Consider the following 20246-nt stretch of genomic DNA (forward strand, 5'->3'; position numbering starts at 1 on the left):
ACGACCCCTCCCCCCCCCCTCCCCTCCCCCCCCCCCTCCCCCCCCCCCCCCCCCCCCCCCCCCCCCCCCCCCCCCTCCCCCCCGCGCCCGCAAGCGGTACCCCGGATCACTCGCCCTGGGCCCCGGCCGCCTGCTGCGCGGCCACCGCCTTGCGCACCTCGTCCATGTCCAGCTTGCGCGCCTGCCCGATCACATCCGTCAGCGCGGTCTCCGGCAGCGCGCCCGGCTGCGCGAAGACGGCCACCTGGTCACGCACGATCATCAGCGTCGGGATCGACTGGATGCCGAACGCCGCCGCCAGCTCCGGCTGCGCCTCGGTGTCGACCTTGCCGAACACCAGGTCGGGATTGTCCTTCGCCGCCTTCTCGTACACCGGCGCGAACATCCGGCACGGGCCGCACCACGACGCCCAGAAGTCGATGAGAACGAAGTCGTTCTCCTTCACCATCTGGTCGAAGTTCTCCTTGGTGAGCTCCACAGTGCTGCTCATGGCGTTGATCCCTCTTCCTGCTGTCGGGGTGAGCCGTCCGCACCAACGCCAGGGGAGGCGGGGGTATTCCGTGCGCGCACAGTCACGTACCGCGCGCGTACCCGTGTGGCCGCGCCGCACACCACCCGCAAGACTGACCCCATGACGGAATCGGATTCCCATGCTTACGACGTCGTGGTGCTCGGAGCCGGGCCCGTGGGGGAGAACGTCGCCGACCGCACCCGCGCGGCCGGCCTGTCCACCGCGGTCGTGGAGAGCGAACTCGTCGGCGGTGAGTGCTCCTACTGGGCCTGTATGCCGAGCAAGGCCCTGTTGCGCCCGGTCATCGCCCAGGCCGACGCCCGCCGCCTCCCCGGCCTGAGCGACTCGGTGCGGGGCCCGCTCGACACACCCTTGGTGCTCGCCCGCCGCGACTACTTCACCTCCGACTGGAAGGACGACGGCCAGGTCCGCTGGATGGAGGGGATCGGCGCCGACCTCCACCGGGGCCACGGCCGCCTGGCCGGCCCCCGCGCGGTGGAGGTCACCGCCCCGGACGGCACCCGCCGCACCCTCACCGCCCGGCACGCGGTCGCCGTGTGCACCGGCACCCGCGCCCTGCTCCCCGACCTGCCCGGCCTCGCCGACGTACGCCCCTGGACCAGCCGCGAGGCGACCAGCGCCAAGGCGGCTCCGGGCCGGCTGGTCGTCGTGGGCGGCGGCGTCGTGGCGACCGAGATGGCGACCGCCTGGCAGGCCCTGGGCTCCCGGGTCACCCTCCTCGTCCGCGGCAAGGGCCTGCTCAACCGGATGGAGCCCTTCGCCGGCGAGCTGGTCGCCGAGGGCCTGAAGGAAGCCGGCGTCGAGGTCCGCACGGGCACCTCCGTGACGTCGGTGACCCGCCGGGACGGCACGGTGACCGTCACCACCGACACCGGTGAGCAACTGGAGGCCGACGAGATCCTCTTCGCCACCGGCCGGGTCCCGCACACCGAGGACATCGGCCTGGACACGGTCGGCCTGGAACCCGGCTCCTGGCTGTCCGTCGACGACAGCCTGCGGGTCACCGGCACGGACTGGCTGTACGCCGTCGGCGACGTCAACCACCGCGCCCTGCTCACCCACCAGGGCAAGTACCAGGCCCGTATCGCGGGCGCCGTCATCGCGGCCCGCGCGCAGGGCGTGCCCATCCTGGAGTCGGACCCCTGGGGCGCCCACGCCGCCACCGCCGACCACTTCGCCGTGCCGCAGGTCGTCTTCGCCGACCCCGAGGCCGCGGCCGTGGGCCTGTCCCTGGCCGAGGCGGAACGGGCCGGCCACCGCGTGCGGGCCGTCGACGTCGAGTTCTCCTCCGTCGCGGGCGCGGGTCTGTACGGCGAGGGCTACCGCGGCCGCGCCCGCATGATCGTCGACCTCGACGACCGCATCCTGCGCGGCGTGACCTTCGTCGGCCCCGGCGTCGGCGAACTCATCCACTCCGCCACCGTCGCCGTGGCCGGCCAGGTCCCCATCGAACGCCTCTGGCACGCCGTCCCCTCCTACCCCACCCTCAGCGAGATCTGGCTACGCCTCCTGGAAACCAACCGAGACACCTGACCCACACCCCCGCCCCGTTCCCCGCCCCCTTGAAGGGGCGCGGGGAACTGCGCGACCAGCCACGCTCAACCGGCACCCGAAACCCCCGGCCCCCGGGCCTCATCCACGGCCGCAGAGGGCAACCCCCTTGAAGGGGCGCGGGGAACTGCGCGAGCAACCACACTCAACCGGCACCCGAAACCCCCCGGCCCCCGGGCCTCATCCACGGCCGCAGAGGGCAACCCCCTTGAAGGGGCGCGGGGAACTGCGCGAGCAACCACACTCAACCCGCACCCACAAACCCCGGCACCCCCCACACCCCCCGCCAACCCCGCAGACGCGTCACGGCAACTCGAACCCCAGCTCCCGAGCCGCAACAACCGGCGTAGCCGCACCCCACCGCTCCGCCATCGCCCGCGAGGACGCCAGCGACCGCAGCTCCGCGCGGTCGAGATACAGCGTCCCGTCGAGATGATCCGTCTCGTGCTGGACGATCCGCGCGGGCCACCCGGTGAACACCTCGTCCAACGCCCGCCCGTCCTCGTCCGCACCGGTCAGCCGGACCATCACCGGCCGCGCCACCACCGCCTGCCAGCCCGGCACACTCAGACAGCCCTCGTAGAACGCCGCACGCGCGGAACCGACCGCCTCGTACGAGGGGTTCACCAGCACCCGGAACGGCTGCGGCACCCGCCCCCGGGCCAGCCGCACCTCCTCCGGCACGGTCGCCGCGTCCTCCATCACGGCGATCCGCAGCGGCACACCCACCTGAGGCGCCGCGAGACCCACACCCGGCGCCGCCCGCATGGCCACCCGCATCGCCGCGACGAGCCGCCCCAGCAACGCGGGGCCCAACTGCCCGTCGTACGGCTCGATGCCCTGCCGAAGCACCGGTTCGCCCGCCGGGACGATGGCCAACGGACCTTCCTGGGACAGGAGTTGCTCGACCTGTTCGGCAAGAGGTGCGCGTGCGGCGGGAGTTGTCATCCGGCCAGCATGTCACGCCCGGTCAGACGCCTGACACCCGAACCTGACACCTGTCACCTCCCGCACCGGCCCTGTGGCGCAGGTCACCTCACCCGTCGGGAACTCGCCCTTCCGCTCTCCCGACCCCTGCACCGGAACGGCCGACAGAACCGTTCACCCAGCCACGGAGAGACCCACCGATGACCACCGCTCCCTCGCCCGTCACGGACGAGGCCCCACCGCGCGCCAACCCGCCCGCCCAGCCGGGTGGTTGGGCGACCCTGCGCCCCCTGATGCTGCGCCTGCACTTCTACGCCGGCCTGCTCGTCGCCCCCTTCCTGCTCGTCTCCGCCCTGACCGGCTTCCTCTACGCCGCCTCGTTCGAGGCCGAGAAGATCCTTTACGCCGACCGGACGACCGTCTCCGTGGGCGACACCAGGCTGCCCCTCTCCCGGCAGGTCGCCGCCGCCCTCGAGGCGCACCCCGAGGGCGCCGTCGCCGCCGTACGGCCCTCGCCGGAGGACGACGCCAGTACACGGGTGCTGCTGTCCGGGGTCCCGGGCGTGGACGAGGAGCACAAGCTCGCCGTGTTCGTCGACCCGTACACCGGCGAGGTGCGGGGATCCCTGGAGCAGTACGGCTCGACCGGCGCGCTGCCGCTGCGCACCTGGATCGACGTACTCCACCGCGATCTGTTCCTCGGCGAGAACGGCCGACTGTACAGCGAACTCTCGGCGAGCTGGCTGTGGGCCGTGGCGGGCGCCGGGCTCGTGCTGTGGTTCTCGCGGGCCCGGCGCCGGCTGCGCGGCACGACCGGCCGCCGCCGCGCGCTGGGCCTGCACGGCACCCTCGGCGCCTGGGCCGCGGTCGGCTTCCTGTTCCTCTCCGCGACCGGCCTGACCTGGTCCGCCTACGCGGGCGCGAGCATCGACGAACTGCGCACGGCCGTGGGCCACTCCACGCCCTCGCTCTCCGCCGCGGCCGGCGGGGACCACGGCGGGCACGGGGGCGGGGCCGGGCAGGGCGGGGACGCGGCGGGCGGCACCGGCGCCGACGTCGGCCTCGACCGGGTCCTCGCCGCCGCGCGGGCCGAGGGCCTCGGCGACCCGGTGGAGATCGTCCCGCCGGCCGACGCGTCCTCGGCGTACGTCGTCAAGCAGATCCAGCGCACCTGGCCGGTGAAGCAGGACTCGGTCGCCGTCGACCCGGCGAACGGGCAGGTGATCGACGTCCTGCGCTTCGACGACTATCCCTTCCTGGCCAAACTCACCCGCTGGGGCATCGACTTCCACACCGGCACGCTGTTCGGGCTCGCCAACCAGATCCTGCTGATGGGCCTCGCGCTCGTCCTGGTCGCGCTGATCGTGCTCGGCTACTGGATGTGGTGGAAGCGCGGCCGCGGCTCCGCCTTCGGCAGGCCCCTGCCGCGCGGGGCGTGGGCCCAGGCGCCGCCGCAGATCCTGGTGCCGCTGCTGGCCGTCGTCGCCGTCCTCGGCTACTTCGTACCGCTGTTCGGCATTCCGCTGGCCCTCTTCGTCGCCGTGGACGTGACCCTGGGGGAGATCGCGTACCGGCGGGGGAAGCGGGGGCACGCGACGGACACGGCCGCGCGGGCGTGACAGCCGCGGCCGACAGGGCGAAGGGCCCGGCATCCGGGGGGATGCCGGGCCCTTCGGCGTTCCCGTCGCGACGGGGCCGCTACGGCCGGGCCGCCTTCAGGGCTGCCAGTTCCGCGTCGGCGCGCTCGGTGATCAGGGTCAGCACACGGCCCGCGACGGCGAGGTCCTCGGCCGGTATCCCGGCGTAGATCCGCGCGGAGACCGGGGCGGTCTCCGCGGTCGTCGTGGCGTACAGCTCGCGCCCGGCGTCCGTCGCCCGGACGGCGGTGCCCTCCGCGGCGGCCAGGCCGCGCCCGACCAGCCCGTCGACGACGGCGAGGACCGCCGCCTCGGGGATCTTCAGGGACGCGGTCACCTGCCCGGCGAGCGCGGCCCGTTCGACGGGCGCCTCGGCGGTGACGACCAGACGCAGCGTGATCTGCTGCTGGAAGGTGGCGCCGTGGCGGTCCAGGACGTGTTCGAGCACGGCTCGTCCGGCGTAGTGGGCGAGCCCGATGACGCGGGGGTCGACGGAGGGGGCTGCGGTGGTGGTCATGACTGCTCCTGCCTGTTCTCGTGGGTCCCGGTCGGCCGGGGTGGATCGAGCGGTGCGTCGAGCAGGGCGGCGAGGTCGCGGCCGAGCCGCCGGGTGCGTTCGGCATCCAGTCCGCCCAGCGGGGCGAGGAGTTGCTCCAGCAGGGCGTGCACGACCTCGATGGCGGCGCGGGTGGTCTCGTGTCCCCGCTCGGTGAGCGAGAGCCGGACCGCGCGCGGGTCGCGCGGGTCGCGTTCGCGCCGCACCAGCCCGGCGCTCTCCAGGGAGCGCGCCAGCTTGGACACGTACAGCGGTTCGAGTCCGGTGTGGTCGGCGAGCTGCCGCTGACTCGGCTGATCACCGCCGCGGTGCATGCCGTGCAGCGAGGCGACCAGCGAGTACTGGGCGTGGGTGAGTCCGAGCGGGGCCACCGCGCGGTCCACCGCGGTGCGCCACTTCATGGACAGTCGCCAGACCAGGAATCCGGGCGTCGCGCCCTCGGAACCGTTGCTCATGCTGAATACATTACATGGCTATTATATCCATGGCTACTATTTCTGTTCGAAGTCCCTCCGTCGCCCGGACGACGCACTGACGGAAGGGTCCCGGCGGGGCTAGGTTGTCCGGCATGAGCAATCTCGACCGCGAGGCGGTTCCCGCCGTGTGCGGTGGCCGCGGCTTCGTGGTGGCGGAACCCGTACGCGAACTTCTCAGCCCCCGCACCGTCAGGCTCGGCGAGTCGGCCGAGGTCCGCCGGCTGCTGCCGAACCTGGGCCGCCGGATGGTCGGGGCCTGGTGCTTCATCGACCACTACGGCCCCGACGACATCGCCGACGAGCCCGGTATGCAGGTGCCCCCGCACCCCCATATGGGCCTCCAGACCGTGAGCTGGCTGCACGAGGGCGAGGTGCTGCACCGCGACTCCACCGGCAGTCTCCAGACCGTCCGCCCGCGCGAACTGGGCCTGATGACCTCCGGCCGGGCGATCAGCCACTCGGAGGAGAGCCCCCGCCCGCACGCCCGCCTCCTGCACGGCGCCCAGCTGTGGGTCGCCCTGCCCGACAGCCACCGGCACACCGACCCGCACTTCGAGCACCACGCCGAACTGCCCGTGGTGACCGCACCGGGCCTGCGCGCCACGCTCCTCCTCGGCTCCCTGGACGGGGCCGTCTCACCCGGCACGGCCTACACCCCGATCGTCGGCGCCGACCTCGCCCTCACCGGCGGCGCCGACGTCCGGCTGCCCCTCGACCCGGACTTCGAGTACGCCGTGCTGTCGATGTCCGGCGAGGCCCATGTCGACGGCGTCCCGGTCCTGCCCGGCTCCATGCTCTACCTCGGCTGCGGCCGCACCGAACTCCCCCTGCGCGCCGCCTCCGACGCCGGTCTGATGCTCCTCGGCGGTGAGCCGTTCGAGGAGGAGCTGATCATGTTCTGGAACTGGATCGGACGGTCCCAGGAGGAGATCGTCCAGGCGCGCGAGGACTGGATGGAAGGGACGAGGTTCGGCGAGGTGAAGGGGTACGACGGCGACCCCGTTCCGGCCCCCGCGCTGCCGGTGACGCCACTGAAGCCGCGGGGGAGGACGCGCTGAGCCGCTGACGACACGGCGGCCGAGGAGTGTCGAGCGGACCCCGTCCCGTCAGGCGGCCGGCTCAGCGGCCTCCCCCGAAGGCCGCGTCGAAGGAGGCCGACGGGGGAGAGAAGTCGTACTCCTTCAGGCGGGCCAGAGCCTCGGGCGCGCCGTGCAGACGGTCCATGCCGGCGTCCTCCCACTCGACGGAGACCGGGCCGCCGTAGCCGATGGAGCGGAGCATGCGGAAGACGTCCTCCCAGCGGACGTCGCCGTGGCCGGCCGAGACGAAGTCCCAGCCGCGCCGGGGGTCTCCCCAGGGCAGGTGGGAGCCGAGGCGGCCACCGCGCCCGTCGAGGCGGGTGCGGGCCTCCTTGCAGTCGACGTGGTAGACGCGGTCGCGGAAGTCGTAGAGGAAGCCCGCCGGGTCGATGTCCTGCCAGACGAAATGCGAGGGGTCGAAGTTGAGGCCGAAGGCGGGGCGGTGGTCGACGGCGCGCAGCGCGCGGTCGGTGGTCCAGTAGTCGTAGGCGATCTCGCCGGGGTGGACCTCGTGGGCGAAGCGGACGCCTTCGGCGTCGAAGACGTCGAGGACGGGGTTCCAGCGGTCGGCGAAGTCCTGGTAGCCGCGCTCGACCATGGCCTCGGTGACGGGCGGGAACATGGCGACCAGATGCCAGATCGCCGAACCGGTGAACCCGATCACGGTGTTCACGCCGAACGCGGCGGCCGCACGGGCGGTGTCCTCCATCCTGGTGGCGGCCCGCCGCCGTACGCCCTCGGGGTCGCCGTCGCCCCAGACCTCGGGCGGGAGGATCGCCCGGTGCCGCTCGTCGATGATCGCGTCACAGACGGCCTGGCCGACCAGATGGTTGGAAACGGCCCAGCACTCCAGGCCGTACTTCTCCAGGAGCTGGCGCCGGGAGTCCGGATAGCCGGGGTCGGCGAGCGCCTTGTCGACCTCGAAGTGGTCGCCCCAGCAGGCGAGTTCCAGACCGTCGAACCCGGCGTCCCGGGCGATCCGGCAGACCTCCTCCAGCGGCAGATCCGCCCACTGGCCGGTGAACAGGGTGAAGCGATGGGTCATGACGTACGTCCTTCGCCGAGGCCGGAGGGGGAGACGAGGGTGTAGACGCTGTCCTTGGACGCGCTCTCCTGGACGGCGGCGAGCACGCGCTGCACCTGGAGACCGTCGGCGAAGGACGGGGCGGGCGTGGCGGCGTCGGCGACGGCGTGGACGAGGTCGCGGGCCTGGTGGACGAAGGTGTGCTCGTAGCCGAGTCCATGGCCGGGCGGCCACCAGCCGGAGAGGTAGGGGTGTTCGGGCTCGGTCACCAGGATCCGGCGGAAACCGGCCTCGGTGGCGGGCCCGGTGCCGTCGAAGAAGTGCAGTTCGTTCAGTTGCTCGAAGTCGAAGCAGAGGGAGCCGTGTTCGCCGTTGACCTCGAACCGCAGCGCGTTCTTGCGGCCGCCGGCGAATCGGGTGGCCTCGAAGGAGGCGAGGGCGCCGGACGGAAAGCGGCCGGTGAACACGGCCGCGTCGTCGACGGTGACCCGGCCGCGGTCGCGGCCTGCCGGGGCGCCCGTCGTGGTGTCGGCCGGCAGGGGGCGCTCGGCCACGAAGGTCTCGGTGACCGCGGTGACACCGGCCAGCGGCTCCCCGGCCAGGAACTGGGCGAGGTCGACGAGATGCGAGCCCAGGTCCCCCAGCGCGCCCGAGCCGGCCGCCTCCCGCCGCAGCCGCCAGGTGAGCGGGAACTCGGGGTCGACGAGCCAGTCCTGGAGATAGGCCAGGCGGATGTGCCGGAGCGCCCCGAGCCGGCCGGCCGCGATGACGGACCGGGCCAGCGAGACGGCGGGCGTACGGCGGTAGTTGAAGCCGACCATGGCGATCCGGCCCGGGTTGCGCGCCGCCGCGGCGACCATGGCCTCCGCCTCCTCGACCGTGTTGGCCAGCGGCTTCTCGCACAGGACGTGCTTGCCGGCGTCGAGCGCGGCGACGGCGATCTCCGCGTGGCTCTCGCCGGGGGTGCAGATGTCGACGAGGCCGATGTCCTCGCGTGCGATCAGCTTCCGCCAGTCGGTCTCGCAGGACGCCCAGCCCAGCCGGTCCGCGGCAGCCCGTACCGCCCGCCCGTCGCGCCCGCACACCGCCGTCAGCCGCGGCGCGAGCGGCAGGTCGAAGACCCGGCCCGCCGTGCGCCAGCCCTGTGAGTGCGCGGCGCCCATGAAGGCGTAGCCGACCATGCCGATGCCGAGATCCGGCTTGCGGACGGCGGTGGATCCACTGCCCTGGGCTTCCTCGTGCGCTGTTTCCATGTACGCGTGTCCTCCTTGACGTGGCCGGGGCAGGCGCGGAACCGCGGGCCGGCCCCGGCCCTCGGCGTTGGTGGGGCCGGCTTGCGGGAGCGGCTCAGTTGAACCCGGTCGCCATGTAGCGGTCGACGTTGGACTTGTCGACGGCCGCCGAGTAGAGGGTGACGGAGGTCGGGATCTCGGACTCCGCCATGCCGCCGATCCCCTTGCCCTGGCCGAGCGCCCGCGCCAGGTCGACCGCCGAGGCGGCCATGGTCGGCGGGTACAGGACGGTCGCCTTCAGGACGCTGTTGTCGGCCTTGATCGCCTGGAACGCGGAGAGCGCGCCCGCGCCGCCGACCATGAAGAAGTCGTCCCGCCCGGCCTGTTCGATGGCCCGCAGCGCGCCCACGCCCTGGTCGTCGTCGTGGTTCCACAGCGCGTCGAACTGCTTGTTGGCCTGGAGCAGGGCGGCCATCTTCGCCTGACCGGTCTCGACGGTGAACTCGGCCGCCTGCCGGGCCACCTTCTTGATGTTCGGGTAGTTCTTCAGCGCGTCGTCGAAGCCCTGGGTGCGCTGCCTGGTCAGCTCCAGGGTGTCCATGCCCGCGAGTTCGACGACCCGCGCGTTCGGCTTGTCCTTGAGCTTCTCGCCGATGTAGTGCCCGGCGTTGAGACCCATGCCGTAGTTGTCGCCGCCGATCCAGCAGCGGTACGCCTGCGGGGAGTTGAAGATCCGGTCCAGGTTGACGACGGGGATGCCGGAGCGCACGGCCTGGAGCCCGACCTGGGTGAGTGCCTTGCCGTCGGCCGGCAGGATCACCAGCACGTCGACCTTCTTGTTGATGAGGGTCTCGATCTGGCCGATCTGCACGGCCGTGTCGTTGGAGCCCTCGGTGATCTCCAGCGTGACGTCCTGGTACTTCTTCGCGCGCTCACGGGCGTTGACGTTGATGGCGTTGAGCCAGCCGTGGTCGGCCTGCGGGCCCGCGAAGCCTATGGTGACGTGCTTGCCGGGCCTGTCGTCGGCGACGGGCGCCTGTTCGGCCGAAGTGCCCTTCGAGTCGGTGTCGTTGGAGGTGCACGCGGTGAGCAGCGCGCCGGCCGACACGGCCGCCGAACCGAAGAGCAGCCTTCTGCGGATGGGGTCCACTTGCAGTGCCATGGTGGGTCTCCTTGACTGGCGCGTCACTCGTGGGCGGAGCGGCGTTGGACGAGTACGGCGGCGACGATGATCGCGCCCTTGGCGATCTGCTGGGTCGCGCTCTGGAGGTTGTTGAGCGCGAAGATGTTGGTGATGGTGGTGAAGATCAGGACGCCGAGGACGGAGCCGGTGATGGTGCCCCGGCCCCCGCTGAGCAGGGTTCCGCCGATGATCGCGGCGGCGATGGCGTCGAGTTCGTAGAGGTTGCCGTTGGTGTTCTGGCCGGAGCCGGCCAGCACGATCAGCAGGAACGCGGCGATGCCGCAGCACAGCCCGGACAGCAGATACAGGTACAGCCGCTGGCGGCGGACGTCGATCCCGGCGAGCCGGGCGGCCTCCGGGTTGCCGCCGATGGCGACGGTGCGCCGACCGAACGTCGTGCGGTTCAGCAGCAGCCAGCCGAGGACGACGACCACCGCGAACACGATGACCAGAGGCGGCACACCGAGGACGAACGCGTCCTTCTCGCCGAGGTCGAGGATGCCGGGGATCGTGACGATCTGGGTGCGCCCGTCGGTGATCTGGAGCGCGAGACCGCGGGCCGAGGCGAACATGGCGAGGGTGGCGATGAACGGGACCAGCCGGCCGTAGGCGATCAGCACCCCGTTCACCAGGCCGCAGCCCACACCCACCAGGAGCGCGGTGAACAGGACGCCGCCGAAGCCGAATTCCTGGGTCGCCGCCGTCGTGGCCCACACCGAGGCCAGCGCCACGATCGCGCCGACCGACAGATCGATGCCGCCGCTGATGATGACCAGCGTCATGCCGACCGTGACCACACCGATCACCGACGCCTGGGTGAGCACCAGTTGGAGATTGCTCAGGGCGAGGAACTCGTCCGGCTTGGTGGCACCGCCGACGAGCACCAGGATCGCCAGCACACCGAGCAGCGACAGGGTACGGACGTCCCACCGCAGGCCGAGCGCGGGGGTGCGCGGCGGGGGCGCGGCGGGCGCGGGCTTCTCGGCCGCGGGTACGGCCGCGGACTGCGTCATGATGCGTGGTTCCCTTCCAGTACGAGATCGAGTACGCGGTGTTCGTCCAGGTCGCCCGCGGGGGCGTGGTGGACGACATGGCCCTCGCGGAGCACCAGGACGCGGTCGGCGAGGCCGAGCACCTCGGGGATCTCGCTGGAGACCACGAGAACGGCGAGCCCGTCGTCGGCCAGTCGCCTGATCAGCGCGTAGAGCTCGACGCGCGCCCCGATGTCCACACCTCGGGTGGGCTCGTCCAGGAGCAGGACACGGCACCCCCGCAGCAGCCAGCGGGCCAGGACGGCCTTCTGCTGGTTGCCCCCGGAGAGGTTCCTGACCAGCATCTCCGGACTGTCCGGCCGCAGGGCCAGGTCCCGGGTGGCCCGCCGGGCCGAGACGCGCTCCGCGGACCGGTCGATCCAGCCGAGGCGGGAGAAGCGGCCGAGCGTGGAGAGGGAGACATTGCGGGTGACCGGCTCCAGCATCAGCAGGGCCTGGGCCTTGCGCTCCTCGGGCGCCAGGCCGATACCCGCGCGCACCGCGGCCCGGACGTTCCCGGGCCGTACCTCCCGGCCGTCCACGAGCACCCGGCCCGAGGTGGGCCGCCGGGCCCCGTAGACCGTCTCCAGGATCTCGGACCGGCCGGACCCCACCAGTCCGGCCAGGCCGACGATCTCCCCGGCGCCGACCTCCAGGTCCAGCGGCTCGAACTCCCCCGTACGGCCCAGCCCTTCCACCTTCAGCACGGGCGGTGCTCCGGAGTCGACCGGGCCGGCCGTACGGGAGGAGGGGAAGACACGCTCCACGGAGCGGCCCGTCATCAGCGTGACGATGTCACGGGTGGGTGTGGACCGGGCCGGCAGCGCGTCGGCGACGGACCGGCCGTCCTTGAGGACGGTCACGCGGTCGCCGATGGTACGGATCTCCTCCAGCCGGTGGGAGATGTAGACGACCGCGACGCCGTCGCCCGTCAGGGTGCGCACGACACGGAAGAGGTTGCTCACCTCGTCCGGGTCCAGGGCGGCCGACGGCTCGTCCATCACGATCAGCCGGGCGTCGCGGGACAGGGCACGCGCCATGGAGACGATCTGCCGTTGCGCGGAGGAGAGTTCGGCGACGGGGACGGCCGGGTCGATCTCGTCGTGGCCGAGCCGGTGCAGCAGTGAGGCCGCGCGCCGGCGGGCCACCCCCGTGCGGACGAGGAATCCGGCGCGGGTCGGCTCGTGACCGAGGCTGACGTTCTCGGCCACGGAGAGGTGCTCGACGAGGTCGAGCTCCTGGTAGATGGTCGCGACGCCGAGACGTATGGCGTCGATGGGGGACTTCAGCCGGGCGTGTCGCCCCTGCCAGACGATCTCTCCGCTGTCGGGCTGATGGGCGCCTGCCAGGACCTTGATGAGCGTGGACTTGCCCGCGCCGTTCTGGCCGAGGAGACAGTGCACCTCGCCCTCGACGACCGTCAGATCGACGCCGGACAGGGCGCGGACGCCGGGGAAGGACTTGGTGATCCCGGCCATCCTGAGCAGTGGGGCGGGGGAGTCGGCTGTCGGGGTGTCAGGGGACGGTGACGGCATGGGTGGTCCCTCGGTTCCGTGGTGATACGGGGTCAAGGTGCGCACGAGGTGGGGTTGTTGAGGCAACGGGTGTGCGGATACGCGGCGGAGCCGGTGTCGTGAGGGGCGCTGCCGGGCCGTGCCGTCATACGCCTCGCCTCCACCCTCTCGCCGACTGGATCCGGCCTTCGGTGCTTGCTGCGGTGGAAGCTAGCAGTGCCTTGCGGGTGAGGGAAGGACTTAGGTAAGAAGTATTCGCGACTTCTGATTCTTCTGAGACAAAGTCCTGTCGGGTGATCGATGTGACAGGGTGTCGGGTGGTGGGGCGGGGTGGCCGGATCGGCGGTGGGGTGTGGCGCGGCGCGGCAGGTGGCTCGCGGGCGTTCAAGTGCGCCTATGTGGCCATGAGTTGAGGCGCGCTGCCCCGAACCGGCTGGCAGCGCGCTGCAGGTGTAGGCCGCAGTGGCGCCGGGTGAGCTACTCGCCCGCGACCGCGCGGTCGACCGCCGTGGGGCTGAGGACGTGCTCGATGACCATGACGGACGCGCCGATCACACCGGCCCGGTCGCCGAGTTGGCGGACCCGGACGGTCAGGTGCTGTGTGGCGAGGGGCAGGGAACGGCTGTAGATGAGCTCGCGGACACCGGCCAGCAGGTGCTCACCGGCGTCGGAGAGGTCGCCGCCGATGACGATGGTGCCGGGGTTGAAGAAGTTCACCAGCGATGCCAGCACGTCTCCGATGTCCCGGCCGGCCTGGCGGATCATCTGGATGGCGGCGGGGTTGCCCGCCCGGACCAGAGCGACCACGTCCCGGCCGTCGGCCGTGTCCTCGCCCGCCGCGCGCAGTTGCTCCGCGAGGGCCGCGCCGCCCGCCACGGCCTCCAGGCAGCCGGTGTTGCCGCAGCGGCAGGCCCGGTCGGGCGCCGCGGTGACCTGGATGTGGCCGATGTCGCCTGCGGCTCCCTGGGCGCCGCGGTGAAGGCGGTGCTCGGTGATGATGCCGCAGCCGATCCCGGTGCCGACCTTCACGAAGAGCTGGTGGGCGACCTCGGGACCGACCGCCCAGTGTTCGCCGAGGGCCATGATGTTGACGTCGTTGTCCACGAGCACCGGGGCCCCGAGCCGCGGTTCGAGCCATCCCGGTACGTCGAAGCCGTCCCAGCCGGGCATGATCGGCGGGTTGACCGGACGGCCCGTCGAGTGCTCGACCGGTCCGGGCAGGCCGATGCCGATGCCGCACACGTCGGCGAGCGTGTGCCCGGCCTCCGCCAGCAGGCTCTCGAACTCCGTGACCAGCCACTCCAGGACGCGTTCCGGGCCCTGGGTGATGGCCATGTCCTGGCCGCGCTCGGCCAGCACCCGGGTGGCCAGGTCGGTCACGGCGAGCCGGGCGTGCGTCGCGCCCAGATCGGCGGCGAGGACGACCCTCGCCCCGGCGTTGAAGGTGAAGGACACCGCTGGCCTGCCGCCCGAGGAGACGGCGTCGCCCGTCGGCACGATCCACTGATGGCCGAGGAGGGCGTCGAGCCGCTGGGTCACCGTGGACCGGGCGAGACCGGTGAGCTGCATCAGTTCGGTGCGGGTCCGCGCCTGTCCGTTGCGCAGGATCGCCAGAAGAGCGCCCGCGCCTGCCGCGTCGATGGTCAACTCCGCATCTCCTCGTGTCGTGACGCCGGTGTCGCCGGATAAAGCATAGCCAGGGCGGGACTTTTGTCCGACGGTAGACTTAAGTCGCTTCCAGTGTCACGTCCATGCGGGAGATCCGATGTGAAACGGCGGAAGTAGGACCCTGGATCATCGAAATCCGGCCCAGAGAGGGAACGCGGCCGCCGCGAGCACGTCCTCGGGCATCGGCCCGGCGACGCCGTCCTCCACCGGCTCCAGGGCCGGAAGTTCAAGGGCGACGGCCGTCGCCGGGGCCGGTGCGGAAGCCGGCGGACACGTGGCGCAGGGCCTCGTCCAGGAGCCGTTCCAGATCGGAGCCCTCCTCGCGCAGCCAGTGCCCGTACGCGGCGACCACGGCGCCCAGCGCGGTGTGGGCGACGACCTGGGGCATCAGCGCGTCGACCGACTGCCCCAGCCGCTGGGCGGCGAACTCGGCGACCACGGCACGCCAGGCGGCGTAGCGCAGCGTGGAGTGCGCCTGGAGCTCCGGCACGGTGAGGATCAGCGCCATGCGCTGCCGGTGCCGGGGGACCTGGCCGGGCTCCAGGCGGTTGAACGCCACGATCGCCCCGCGCAGCGCCTCCATCAGCGGGGTGGCGGACGGACAGGCGGCGAACCAGGCGCGCATACGGTCCAGTTCGCCGTCGAAGTCGCCCCACACCACGTCGTTCTTGGAGCTGTAGTACCGGAAGAACGTGCGCCGTCCGATTCCGGCCGCGGCCGCGATGTCCTCGACGGTGGTCCGCTCGAAGCCGCGTGCGGTGAACAGTTCCAGCGCGTGGCGCTCGAGTTCGGCGCGCGAGGTCACCGGCCTGCGCCCGATCCGCGGGGCGGGGCCGGTGGCGCGTGCGGGCGGAGTGGGAGTCACACCTTTCCTTTCGGCACCGAGTGCCATTAGTTTGGCACACACATCATTTCGGCACCGGATGTCACTGAGTCTTCAGGTCACTGAATCTCCGGTCGGGAACCGCAGGGAGGCCCGATGGGCGACGGCGGACGGTTCGAGACGGTGGCCGAGCCGCGCCTGCCGCCCCCGGCCCCCAGCGACCTGCCGGCACATCCGCCGACGGAACGCGACCTGGCGCGGGCCGCCTGGCCGGACGTTCCCGTCGGCGCGCTGGTCCTGGTACCCGTCGGGTCGACGGAACAGCACGGCCCGCATCTGCCGCTGCACACCGACAGCGCCGTCGCGGCCGCCGTGGCGGAGCGGGTGGCCGAGGCGCTCCCGCCCGGGCCAAACGGTGCGCCCCGTGTCGCGCCGGTCCTGGCCTACGGCGCGAGCGGCGAACACGCCGGTTTCCCGGGCACGATCTCGATCGGGCACGAGGCGCTGCTGACGGTGCTGGTGGAGACCGTGCGGTCGCTGTCCCTGTGGGCCGACCGGGTGGTCTTCGTCAACGGCCACGGCGGCAACACCCGTACCCTCGCCGTCGCCGTCACCCGGATGCGCGCCGAAGGCCATGACGTCGCCTGGACCGGCTGCGAGGTCCCGGGCGGCGACGCGCACGCCGGCCGCACCGAGACCTCGGTGATGCTGCACCTGGCCCCCGAGCAGGTACGGATGGACGCCGCCGTCGTCGGCGACACCCGGCCGCTGGCCACCGTGCTGCCCGAACTCGTCGAACGCGGGGTACTCGCGGTCTCGCCCAGCGGAGTGCTCGGCGACCCGACCGGTGCCGACGCCGAGGAGGGCGCCCGGCTGGTGGCGGCGATGGTGGCCGGGGCGGTCCGCCGGATCGTCCACGACACGGTCGACCGGCACGGCCGGCTGACCGACCCGTAGCCCCGGGCCCGCTGCCGCCCGGTCGACCCGGAGCCCCCGGCCCCGCCGGGAGGACGCCCCCGGTCACCTCGCCGACGAGTCAGTGCCCTCGTACGGCCGGTCCCGCCCCGCTCCCGGCCGCTGTCGGGCCTTCCATGGTGGGAAGGGGACCGCCGACGTACCGTGAGGAACAGAGGCGAGCGCGGTGGAGAGGAGCGAGATGGGCGGGTCCACCACCGGTGACGCGGGCTCGACGATCCCGCTCACGGCTGTCGCGACGGTTCTGCTGGACGCCCACGGCACGGTCGTGCGCTGGTCCGCCGCCGCCGCCGCGCTGCTCGGCCGGACCGCCGACGAGGTCTGCGGCAGACGGTTCCGTGTGCTCCAGGACGCCCCCGGCGAGGACGAGCTCCCGGCGACGGGCACCTGCCGGCTGCGGCACCGCACCGGCGGCCGGGTCGACGTCACCCTGCGGACGGTGCCGCAGGAGCCCTCCACCGACGTCCTCGTGCTGCTCGCCCCGCTGAGTGCGGCGGCGGACGGGGACGCGCACGTCCCGCACACCTTCCCGGCCGTCACCAGCGCCCAGCGCCGCGCCCGCCGCGAGCGTGATCTGCTGCACGCGGCGGCCACCCGGATCGGCGGCTCCCTGGACGCGGCGCGCACCTCCCAGGACCTCGTCAACGTGCTCGTCCCGGCCCTGGGCGACCTCGCCAGCGTCGACCTGGCCGACGGCGTCCTGGAAGGCATCGAACCGCCGATGATCGCCGGCGCCGGGGATCTGCATCTGCGCCGTACCGCCGCTGCCGCGGCGGGCGGGATCTGGCCCGCCCACCTCACCCAGCCGGGCCGGCTCATTCCCCCGGCGCTCTCCACGAGCGAACCGCGCGACGTCGAGAACGGCCGGGCCGTCGTGTTCTCGGCGAAGAAGGTGGCCGCCCTGTTCGACACGCCCGAACAGCACCGGCTCGCCATCCCCGAACGCGGCCACTCCGCCCTCTGGGTGCCGCTCCTCGCCCGTGGCCTGATCCTCGGCACCGTCTCCGTCTGGCGCACCGACCAGCTCGACGCCTTCGACGACAGGGACGCCGACCTGCTGACGGAGATCGCCACGCGGGCCGCGCTCAGCATCGACAACGGCCGCCGCTACACCCGTGAACACCGTTCGGTGCTCGCCCTCCAGCAGCGGCTGCTGCCCGAGCCGACCACCGACGCGCCCGCGGCCGAGACGCACGGCCTGTATCTGCCCACCCGCAGCGGGGCCGGGATCAGCGGCGACTGGTACGACGTCATCCCGCTGCCCTCGCTGCGTGTCGCCCTGGTCGTCGGGGACGTCGCGGGCCACGGCCTGTACGCCACCGCCACCATGGGCCGGCTGCGCACCGCCGTACGCACCCTCGCCGACCTCGAACTCGACCCCACCGAGCTGCTCACCCATCTGGACGACCTGGTGCAGCAGTTCGGCAAGGAGGCCGACCCGGCGGGCCCGTTCGTCGCCACCTGCCTGTACGCCGTCTACGACCCGGTCACCCGGCGCTGCTCGCTGGCCAGCGCCGGGCACCCACCGCCGGTCGTGACCCGGCCCGACGGCAGCACCGAGCCGATCGAGGTCACGCCCGGACCGCCCCTCGGCGTGGGCGGCATGCCCTTCGAGACGACGGCCGTCGACCTCGCGCCCGACAGCGTCCTCACCCTCTACACCGACGGCCTGATCGAACGTCATGACAGCGACGGCGAGGGCGGGTTGCGCTGGCTGATGGACACCCTCGCCGGTTCCTGCCGCCCCGGCCGTCCCCTGGACGACGCGGGCCAGGCGCTGCTCGCCGACCTGGACGGGGCGCCGCCCCGTGACGACATCGCCGTGCTGCTGGCCCGTACCCGCAGCGTCGCCGCGGAGCACATGGCGAGCTGGGAGTTCCCGGCCGAGCCGAGCGTGGTGTCCACCGCCCGCCGGGTCGCCGCCGAGCAGCTGGCCACCTGGGGCCTGGAGGACATGGCCTTCACCACGGAGCTGATCATCAGCGAGCTGGTCACCAACGCGGTCCGCTACGCGGGCGGCCCCGTGGGCCTGCGGCTCATCCGTGAGAACGCGCTGATCTGCGAGGTCACCGACCCGAGCAACACCCAGCCGAGGCTGCGCCGGGCCCGCTGGAGCGACGAGGGCGGCCGCGGCCTGTTCCTCATCGCCCAGCTCAGCCGTCGCTGGGGGAGCCGCTACGGCCGCCACGGCAAGACCATCTGGACCGAACAGTCCCTGGCACCGGCGGAGTTCGACCTCATGACCCTGCTGTGAGGACCGGCCGGCGGGGGAGCGGGGCCCGGTGGCCGGCCGACGTCGGGCGAGAATCGCGCGCCCGCTCTCCGACCCGCGCACGGGCGCCTCGCCGACCGTGGCCCGCCCGCGCGCCCGCCCCCTGTCATGAAGGTACTGAGACTCCCATGTCCGGAGCTCAGTACCATTGCGTGGGGCAGGTAGTCCCGGTCCGTGAGATCAAGAGAGGATGGGCGGTCATGAGCAAGCCACCCGCACGGATCCGCCTGGCCGACGCCGCCCTGGCGCTCTTCGACGAGCGCGGCTACGAGCAGACCACCGTCGACGACATCGCCGAGCGAGCCGGAGTCGGACGTACGACCTTCTTCCGGCACTACGGGTCCAAGGAAGCGGTGATCTTCCCCGACCACGACCGGCTGCTCGACCTCATCCGCGACCGGCTGGCCACCTCCAGCCACAGCACCGCGCTGGTCGCCGTCTCCGACGCGGTCCGGCTGGTGCTGCTGCACTACATCGACGAGGGCGACCTCGCCCGCCGCCGCTACGCGCTGACCAGCAAGGTCGCCGTGCTGCGCGACCGGGAGATCGCCAGTGTGGCGCGCTACCAGCGGCTGTTCAGGGAGTTCATCGCCGAGTGGATGGGCGACCCGACCGCCCGTGCCTCGCTGCGCGCCGAACTGATGGCCGCCTCCGTCGTCGCGGCGCACAACCATGTGCTGCGGCGGTGGCTGCGCGGTGAGTCCGCCGACCCGGTCACCGAGATCGACGAGGCGATGCGCGAGGTGCTCGATCTGTTCCCGGCGCCCTCGACGGGCGTGGGCGCCCTCGACGGCGGCACCACCGTGATCGCGTTCCGCTCCGGGCAGGACCTGGAGGCACTGCTGCCGTCGTTGAGACGTGTCATGGAGAGCCCGCCCGGCCGCTGACCCCGCGCCACGGCGTGGGAACAGGTGACTCACAGACTCACAGACTCGACGAGTGGTCCGGGACGTAGGTCTGGAGATCGCGCGGCGGGCGCTCGTACCCGGTGGACGGCGGCCGCTTCGGCAACTCCAGCACGGGCGGCGGGACGTCCTCGTACGGCACCGAGTTCAGCAGGTGGGCGATCATGTTGAGGCGGGCCCGCCGCTTGTCGTCGCTCTCCACCAGGTACCAGGGGGCCTCGCTGATGTCGGTGTGGACCATCATCTCGTCCTTGGCGCGGGAGTAGGCCTCCCAGCGGGTGATCGACTCCAGGTCCATCGGGGAGAGCTTCCAGCGGCGCAGCGGATCCTCCAGCCGGCGCCGGAAACGGTCCTGCTGCTCCGCGTCGCTGACGGAGAACCAGTACTTGCGCAGCAGGATGCCGTCCTCCACGAGCATCCGCTCGAAGATCGGGCACTGGCGCAGGAAGCGCTGGTGCTCCTCCTTGGTGCAGAAGCCCATCACATGCTCGACACCGGCCCGGTTGTACCAGGACCGGTCGAACAGCACGATCTCGCCCGCGGCCGGGAGATGCTCGACGTAGCGCTGGAAGTACCACTGGCTGCGCTGCCGTTCGGTCGGCTTGGGCAGGGCGGCGATCCGGGCGACGCGCGGGTTGAGATGCTCGGTGACCCGCTTGATCGTGCCGCCCTTGCCGGCCGCGTCCCGGCCCTCGAAGACCACGACCAGCCGCGCCCCCTCGGCCCGCACCCACTCCTGGAGTTTCACCAACTCGGTCTGAAGGCGCAGCAGTTCGTCGTCGTACGTCTTACGGCTCAGCTTCGCCGTCCCGTTCGCCGCTTTCTTGTCGCCCATGTGCCGCTCCACTGCCGGTCGTTCAC

At 72.4% G+C, this 20246-nt stretch carries 18 protein-coding genes; 6 read left to right on the top strand and 12 right to left on the bottom strand.

Annotated elements, in window-relative coordinates:
- Positions 1-106 precede the first annotated feature (106 nt).
- Complete coding sequence (gene trxA / locus ACZ6SQ_RS08745; RefSeq protein WP_469558173.1) at positions 107-490, bottom strand: thioredoxin; 384 nt, start codon at positions 488-490, stop codon at positions 107-109.
- A 141-nt stretch (positions 491-631) separates the two neighbouring features.
- Between trxA and ACZ6SQ_RS08750 the strand changes: the two genes are divergently transcribed.
- Positions 632-2065 (top strand): dihydrolipoyl dehydrogenase family protein, encoded by a 1434-nt coding sequence (locus tag ACZ6SQ_RS08750; RefSeq protein WP_469558176.1) that lies wholly within the window; start codon positions 632-634, stop codon positions 2063-2065.
- Between the two features lie 321 nt (positions 2066-2386).
- On the opposite strand, the gene ACZ6SQ_RS08755 is transcribed toward ACZ6SQ_RS08750, so the two are convergent.
- Positions 2387-3031, bottom strand: coding sequence for a peptide deformylase (locus ACZ6SQ_RS08755; protein WP_469558179.1), 645 nt, complete (start codon positions 3029-3031; stop codon positions 2387-2389).
- Positions 3032-3210: 179 nt separating this feature from the next.
- On the opposite strand from ACZ6SQ_RS08755, the gene ACZ6SQ_RS08760 reads away from it, so the two are divergent.
- Positions 3211-4629 (top strand): PepSY-associated TM helix domain-containing protein, encoded by a 1419-nt coding sequence (locus ACZ6SQ_RS08760; protein ID WP_469558181.1) that lies wholly within the window; start codon positions 3211-3213, stop codon positions 4627-4629.
- A 79-nt stretch (positions 4630-4708) separates the two neighbouring features.
- Here the strand turns inward: ACZ6SQ_RS08760 and ACZ6SQ_RS08765 are convergent, their stop codons facing one another.
- The gene (locus ACZ6SQ_RS08765; RefSeq protein ID WP_469558185.1) at positions 4709-5164 is read right to left on the bottom strand and encodes a MarR family transcriptional regulator; all 456 of its coding nucleotides are present in this window, start codon (positions 5162-5164) and stop codon (positions 4709-4711) included.
- Entirely contained in the window at positions 5161-5658 is a 498-nt protein-coding gene (locus ACZ6SQ_RS08770) for a MarR family winged helix-turn-helix transcriptional regulator (RefSeq protein ID WP_469558187.1), read from the bottom strand. The genes ACZ6SQ_RS08765 and ACZ6SQ_RS08770 overlap by 4 nt, the downstream gene beginning before the upstream one ends.
- A 113-nt stretch (positions 5659-5771) precedes the next feature.
- Here ACZ6SQ_RS08770 and ACZ6SQ_RS08775 point away from each other — a divergent pair, with 113 nt between their 5' ends.
- A complete protein-coding gene (locus tag ACZ6SQ_RS08775) occupies positions 5772-6737 on the top strand; it encodes a pirin family protein (protein WP_469558189.1) in 966 nt (321 codons plus the stop codon).
- A gap of 61 nt (positions 6738-6798) precedes the next feature.
- On the opposite strand, the gene ACZ6SQ_RS08780 is transcribed toward ACZ6SQ_RS08775, so the two are convergent.
- The 7 genes from ACZ6SQ_RS08780 to mftR all read right to left on the bottom strand — a co-directional run bounded on the left by ACZ6SQ_RS08780 (position 6799) and on the right by mftR (position 15275).
- Positions 6799-7803, bottom strand: a complete 1005-nt coding sequence (locus ACZ6SQ_RS08780) for a sugar phosphate isomerase/epimerase family protein (protein ID WP_469558192.1) — start codon at positions 7801-7803, stop codon at positions 6799-6801.
- The gene (locus ACZ6SQ_RS08785; RefSeq protein WP_469558196.1) at positions 7800-9035 is read right to left on the bottom strand and encodes a Gfo/Idh/MocA family protein; all 1236 of its coding nucleotides are present in this window, start codon (positions 9033-9035) and stop codon (positions 7800-7802) included. Before ACZ6SQ_RS08785 ends, ACZ6SQ_RS08780 begins: the two co-directional genes overlap by 4 nt.
- Before the next feature lie 94 nt (positions 9036-9129).
- Positions 9130-10176 carry a substrate-binding domain-containing protein gene (locus tag ACZ6SQ_RS08790; protein WP_469558198.1) on the bottom strand — a complete coding sequence of 349 codons (1047 nt, stop codon included), beginning with the start codon at positions 10174-10176 and terminating at the stop codon, positions 9130-9132.
- Positions 10177-10199: 23 nt separating this feature from the next.
- Entirely contained in the window at positions 10200-11210 is a 1011-nt protein-coding gene (locus tag ACZ6SQ_RS08795; RefSeq protein ID WP_469558202.1) for an ABC transporter permease, read from the bottom strand.
- Positions 11207-12763, bottom strand: a complete 1557-nt coding sequence (locus ACZ6SQ_RS08800; protein WP_469558204.1) for a sugar ABC transporter ATP-binding protein — start codon at positions 12761-12763, stop codon at positions 11207-11209. Before ACZ6SQ_RS08800 ends, ACZ6SQ_RS08795 begins: the two co-directional genes overlap by 4 nt.
- A gap of 456 nt (positions 12764-13219) precedes the next feature.
- A complete protein-coding gene (locus ACZ6SQ_RS08805; protein WP_469558207.1) occupies positions 13220-14389 on the bottom strand; it encodes an ROK family protein in 1170 nt (389 codons plus the stop codon).
- Positions 14390-14636: 247 nt separating this feature from the next.
- On the bottom strand, positions 14637-15275 hold the full coding sequence (gene mftR, locus ACZ6SQ_RS08810; RefSeq protein ID WP_469558209.1) for a mycofactocin system transcriptional regulator: 639 nt from the start codon (positions 15273-15275) through the stop codon (positions 14637-14639).
- Between the two features lie 114 nt (positions 15276-15389).
- On the opposite strand from mftR, the gene mftE reads away from it, so the two are divergent.
- The 3 genes from mftE to ACZ6SQ_RS08825 all read left to right on the top strand — a co-directional run bounded on the left by mftE (position 15390) and on the right by ACZ6SQ_RS08825 (position 19367).
- Positions 15390-16190: a mycofactocin biosynthesis peptidyl-dipeptidase MftE gene (gene mftE, locus ACZ6SQ_RS08815; protein ID WP_469558211.1), complete on the top strand. Its 801-nt coding sequence runs from the start codon at positions 15390-15392 to the stop codon at positions 16188-16190.
- Positions 16191-16389: 199 nt separating this feature from the next.
- Positions 16390-18462 carry a SpoIIE family protein phosphatase gene (locus tag ACZ6SQ_RS08820; protein ID WP_469558214.1) on the top strand — a complete coding sequence of 691 codons (2073 nt, stop codon included), beginning with the start codon at positions 16390-16392 and terminating at the stop codon, positions 18460-18462.
- Between the two features lie 218 nt (positions 18463-18680).
- Entirely contained in the window at positions 18681-19367 is a 687-nt protein-coding gene (locus ACZ6SQ_RS08825) for a TetR/AcrR family transcriptional regulator (RefSeq protein WP_469558217.1), read from the top strand.
- Positions 19368-19404: 37 nt separating this feature from the next.
- Here ACZ6SQ_RS08825 and ppk2 read toward each other — a convergent pair whose 3' ends face one another.
- Positions 19405-20220, bottom strand: coding sequence for a polyphosphate kinase 2 (gene ppk2 / locus ACZ6SQ_RS08830; protein WP_469558221.1), 816 nt, complete (start codon positions 20218-20220; stop codon positions 19405-19407).
- Between the last annotated feature and the right edge of the window lie 26 nt (positions 20221-20246).

Source organism: Streptomyces sp. NPDC048600, from assembly GCF_055587025.1.

Coding starts and splice junctions, on each gene's coding strand:
- ACZ6SQ_RS08825 (WP_469558217.1), top strand. CDS start 18,681: ATGAGCAAGCCACCCGCACGGATCCGCCTGGCCGACGCCGCCCTGGCG.
- ACZ6SQ_RS08785 (WP_469558196.1), bottom strand. CDS start 9,035: ATGGAAACAGCGCACGAGGAAGCCCAGGGCAGTGGATCCACCGCCGTC.
- ACZ6SQ_RS08755 (WP_469558179.1), bottom strand. CDS start 3,031: ATGACAACTCCCGCCGCACGCGCACCTCTTGCCGAACAGGTCGAGCAA.
- ACZ6SQ_RS08790 (WP_469558198.1), bottom strand. CDS start 10,176: ATGGCACTGCAAGTGGACCCCATCCGCAGAAGGCTGCTCTTCGGTTCG.
- ppk2 (WP_469558221.1), bottom strand. CDS start 20,220: ATGGGCGACAAGAAAGCGGCGAACGGGACGGCGAAGCTGAGCCGTAAG.
- ACZ6SQ_RS08820 (WP_469558214.1), top strand. CDS start 16,390: ATGGGCGGGTCCACCACCGGTGACGCGGGCTCGACGATCCCGCTCACG.
- ACZ6SQ_RS08775 (WP_469558189.1), top strand. CDS start 5,772: ATGAGCAATCTCGACCGCGAGGCGGTTCCCGCCGTGTGCGGTGGCCGC.
- ACZ6SQ_RS08795 (WP_469558202.1), bottom strand. CDS start 11,210: ATGACGCAGTCCGCGGCCGTACCCGCGGCCGAGAAGCCCGCGCCCGCC.
- ACZ6SQ_RS08760 (WP_469558181.1), top strand. CDS start 3,211: ATGACCACCGCTCCCTCGCCCGTCACGGACGAGGCCCCACCGCGCGCC.
- ACZ6SQ_RS08765 (WP_469558185.1), bottom strand. CDS start 5,164: ATGACCACCACCGCAGCCCCCTCCGTCGACCCCCGCGTCATCGGGCTC.
- trxA (WP_469558173.1), bottom strand. CDS start 490: ATGAGCAGCACTGTGGAGCTCACCAAGGAGAACTTCGACCAGATGGTG.
- mftE (WP_469558211.1), top strand. CDS start 15,390: ATGGGCGACGGCGGACGGTTCGAGACGGTGGCCGAGCCGCGCCTGCCG.
- ACZ6SQ_RS08750 (WP_469558176.1), top strand. CDS start 632: ATGACGGAATCGGATTCCCATGCTTACGACGTCGTGGTGCTCGGAGCC.
- ACZ6SQ_RS08780 (WP_469558192.1), bottom strand. CDS start 7,803: ATGACCCATCGCTTCACCCTGTTCACCGGCCAGTGGGCGGATCTGCCG.
- ACZ6SQ_RS08800 (WP_469558204.1), bottom strand. CDS start 12,763: ATGCCGTCACCGTCCCCTGACACCCCGACAGCCGACTCCCCCGCCCCA.
- ACZ6SQ_RS08770 (WP_469558187.1), bottom strand. CDS start 5,658: ATGAGCAACGGTTCCGAGGGCGCGACGCCCGGATTCCTGGTCTGGCGA.